Origin of the sequence: Poseidonibacter sp., assembly GCF_041821165.1 — a bacterium.
GTDB lineage: Bacteria > Campylobacterota > Campylobacteria > Campylobacterales > Arcobacteraceae > Poseidonibacter.
This window is the reverse complement of the sequence record NZ_JBGUES010000146.1, coordinates 1-4,471: the sequence shown is the minus strand read 5'-3', so window position 1 is coordinate 4,471 and position 4,471 is coordinate 1. Positions and strand designations below refer to the sequence as shown.

Annotated in this window: 2 protein-coding genes and 1 pseudogene; all 3 read left to right on the top strand. The window is 28.5% G+C overall.

The annotated features are described in order from the left end of the window. Nucleotides 1-387: pseudogene (locus ACERKK_RS10400) on the top strand (efflux RND transporter periplasmic adaptor subunit); the annotation flags it as partial. A 3-nt stretch (nucleotides 388-390) separates the two neighbouring features. Continuing rightward, a complete protein-coding gene (locus tag ACERKK_RS10395; protein ID WP_373773013.1) occupies nucleotides 391-3,516 on the top strand; it encodes an efflux RND transporter permease subunit in 3,126 nt (1,041 codons plus the stop codon). A gap of 12 nt (nucleotides 3,517-3,528) precedes the next feature. Beyond that, nucleotides 3,529-4,471, top strand: a 943-nt coding sequence (locus tag ACERKK_RS10390; RefSeq protein ID WP_373773012.1) for a TolC family protein, incomplete at its 3' end; no start/stop codon positions are given.

Sequence of the window (4,471 nt, the reverse complement as noted above, 5' to 3'; positions counted from 1 at the left end):
GTAAAAGCAAAACTATATGCTGCTATTCCAAGTGGTGATAAATTAACAAGAACTTTTCCTGTTAGATTTAAAGCAAATGTTGATGATATATTTATTTTTGATGGAGCAGAAGCTAAATTGAAGTTTGCAAAAAATGCTAAAACAAAAGCCTTAGTTATAAATAGAGATGCTGTTATTAAAAGATTTAATATGGATGTTGTTTTTGCAGTTGTAAATGATAAAGCTGTAATGATTCCTGTTCAAGTTATAGGATTTATAGGAACAAATGCTGCTATTGTTGGAAAAGGTTTAGTTGAGGGAATGCATATAGTTGTAAAAGGAAATGAAAGAATTTTCCCTGATATGGCTGTTAAGATTTTAGATAATACAAAAGAAAAACAGGATTAATAAATGGATTTAATTAAATTTTCAATTAAAAATCCTGTAACTATTGTAGTTTCAGTTTTAATTGTGGTTTTATTTGGTTTTTTATCATTAAATAAATTACCATACCAATTAACACCAAGTGTTACTAAACCAGAAATTAAAATTACAACTGTATGGGGTGGAGCTACTCCTTATGAGATAGAACGTGAGATTATAGAAGATCAAGAAGATGCCTTAAAAAGTTTAAATAATTTAATAGAATATGAATCATCTTCAAAAGATAATATGGGTGAAATCACTTTAACTTTTTCACTTGGTACTGATATTAGAACAGCTTTACAAGATGTTTCAAATAAATTAAATGAAGTAAGTGATTATCCAGCAGATGCAGATGAACCAATTATTGAAACAGCATCAGCAAGTCCAATTATTTGGATGATGCTTCAAACTTTAGATGAAAACAATAGACATATTGATGAATATAAAACATTCTTTGATGATGAAGTTGTACCTGTTTTAAAAAGGGTAAATGGCGTTTCAGGAACTATGAGTGCAGGTGGACGAAAACAAGAGATGCAAATTAGTCTTGATTTAAATAAACTTGCTTCTTATAAGTTAACAATAGGTCAAGTAACTCAAGCCTTACAAAATGAAAATGTTGATATATCAGCAGGTATTCAAAATATGGGAAGACGTTCTTATAGAATTAGAACAGTTCATAAGTTTGCAAGTACACAAGATATCAAAGATATTATTCTAATTTCAAATAGAGAACAAAGAGTAACAGTAGGTGATATTGCTGAGGTTAACTTTGGTTATGAAACAGCAAATTCTGTTGCTATGTTCTTAGGAAAAGATGGTATTTTCTTAGGTATTCAGCCAAATGCTGATGCAAATACAGTACAACTTACAAATGAAGTTGAAGAAGTTGTAAATAATCTAAATGCAACAATTCTTAAAGATGAAGCATTAAAATTAAAATGGATTTATGACCAAAGACCATATATCGTAGGTTCTGTTGATTTAGTTCAACAAAATATTATTATTGGTGGTGCTTTAGCTATTTTTATGTTAGTTCTATTTTTAAGAGCTATTTCACCAACGGCTGTTGTATCTATTGCCATTCCAATTTCAGTAATTGGTACATTTATTATTTTATCTATGATGGGTAGAAGTTTAAATACAATTTCTCTTGCAGGTATTTCCTTTGCTGTTGGGATGTTAGTTGATAGTGCTATTGTTGTATTAGAAAATATTGATAGGCATAGAAAAGAAGGAATGAGTATTCCAGAAGCTGCATATAAAGGTGCTAGTGAAGTTTGGGGTGCGTTAATTGCTTCTGCTTCAACTACTATGGCGGTTTTCTTACCAATTATTTTCTTAGAAGATGAAGCGGGTCAGTTATTTAAAGATATTGCGATTGCTGTTGTATCTTCTGTTTCTTTTTCATTATTTGTATCAATTGCAGTTATTCCTATGTTATGGAAAAAATTTGCAAGTATGTCAGGTAAAGAACCAAAGGGTGAATCAAGCTTAACAAGATTTGGAAATAAATTAGTAAATGCAATGATGAAGTTTGTTCATTGGTCACTAAAATCTGTAATGACTAAAGTGATTACAATTTTAACTTTAGGAATATTTTCAGCAACAAGTATTTATTTATTATTTCCTAAACTTGACTATTTACCACAAGGTAATAAAAACTTAATTTTTAATATTTTAATCACTCCTCCTGGATTATCTTATGAAGAAAGATATGAAATGGGTTCATATTTAATGAAAAAAATAGAACCAAATATCAATAAAGATATTGATGGTGTTCCAGGACTTAGTAGAGCTTTTTATGTTTCTTTTGGAGAGTTTAACTTATTTGGTGGAACATCTATGCATGAAAGTAGAGCAAAAGAGTTAATTCCATTCTTTAGACCAATTGTAAATTCAATGCCTTCAATTTTTGGTGTTTCTTTACAATTAGGTGTATTTGAAAGTGGAATAGGTGAAGGAAAAACTGTAAATATTGATATTTCTGGTGAAAAAGTAGAAGATATTGCAAATGTTGGTATGAAACTATTTATGGCTTCACAAGGTGCTATTAAAGGTGCACAAGTAAGACCTGTTCCTTCAATTGAATTATTATATCCAGAAGTAAGAATCAAACCAAACCAAGATGCTTTAAAAGCATTGGGAATGAGTTCAAAAGATTTAGGTGTTACAATTGATGTATTAATGAGTGGTAGAAAGATTTCTGAATTTGAACAAGATGGTAAAAAGAAAATTGATTTAATTTTAAAAGCAAATGATGAGCAGATTAAAACTCCTGAGGACATCTTATCAACGCAAATTGCATTACCTAATTCATCATTATTACCAATTTCATCACTAGCTAGTTCTAGTAATGTTACAGGTATTTCAGAGATTAGACACCTTGCTGGAAAAAGAACGATTACATTACAAGTTACACCTCCACCTAATATGACTATTCAAGAAACAATGGGAATATTACAAGGTGCAATTGATGGAATGAAAAAATCAGGTGATATAAAAGATAATGTAGATATTGGAATTTCAGGAACAGCTGATAAGTTAACACAAACAATTGATATGTTAAGTCTAAACTTTATTTTAGCCTTAGTAATTATTTATTTATTATTATCAGCACTATTTGGAAACTTCTTGTATCCAATTGTTATTATGTTTACAGTACCTTTAGCAACTGCTGGTGGATTTATGGGACTTGCACTTACAAATACATTTATAGCCCCACAGCCATTAGATGTACTTACTATGCTTGGATTTATTATCCTTGTTGGTATTGTTGTAAATAACTCGATTTTAATAGTACATCAAAGTTTAAATCTAATAAGAGATGAGGGTTATGAGCATAAAAAAGCGGTAATAGAAGCTACAAAAACAAGAATCAGACCTATTTATATGTCTTCTTTAACTTCTATTTTTGGTATGTTACCATTAGTTTTAATTCCAGGTCCTGGAAGTGAATTTTATAGAGGATTAGGTTCTGTTATCACAGGTGGACTTGCATTGTCAACAGTATTTACAATCTTTGTTACTCCTGCACTTTTAATGTTCTTTATTAAATTAGAGCAAAGAATTTCAAATGCTAAACTACCTGTTGATGTTAGTAAAGCATAAGAGGAAAATTTTATGAAAAAAATAAAAACAAAATTATTAGCCATATCATTAGTAGCAAGTGTTTTTGCTACTAATGTAAATGCTTTAACAATAGAAGAGTCTGTACAAATTGCACTAAAAGAGAATTTAAATATTCAATCAAAAAACTATGATTATTTAGAATCTATTGAAAATATTAGTTCAACAAACTCAACACTATTGCCAAAACTAGATTTATCTTATTCTTACAATGATAGAGATGAGGTAAATTCAGGACAAGTAGATACAGATGCTACTTTAAGTGCAACAGTATCATATAATTTATTTAATGGATTTAAGGATATTGCAGATAAAAACTCAGCAAAATTTTTATCTAAAAGTTCAAACTTTTCATTAAATGCTATAAAACAAGATATTATTTTAGATACTAAAATAGCTTATATAAATTACTTAGATAAGCAAAATGCTTTAGATACTTATATTAGTGCTTACAAACTTTTTCAAGAACAATATGAAGATTCTAAAAATAGATATAATCAAGGTTTAATTGCAAAAAATGATTTACTTCAAGTTCAAGTAAATATGTCAAGTGCTAAACAAAATGTTGTAAAAGCAAAAGGTGATGTAAGAATTGCAAAATATAATTTATCAAATATTTTAGGTGGAAAAGATTTAAGTAATGAAGCAATTGAAAAACTTGATGAAAAAAAGCTATTAATCAAAAAATATGATGAAAAAGATTTAGAAAATAGAAGTGAAATCCAAGCTTTAAAAATGAATATAGAAGCAATAAAAGAACAAACAAAATCTTCAAGAAGTGCTTATTATCCAAAAATAAATGCTTCACTTTCTCATAATAAATATTATGAAGATATAAATACAAACGAAGACCAAAATATAGCAAGTTTAAGTGCATCTTGGAATTTATTTAATGGTGGATTTGATAAATCAAAAACAACAATTTATAAAACAAGAT

What these genes read in the sequence shown, in the direction of transcription:
- ACERKK_RS10395 (WP_373773013.1), top strand. Translation starts at nt 391, where the DNA reads ATGGATTTAATTAAATTTTCAATTAAAAATCCTGTAACTATTGTAGTT.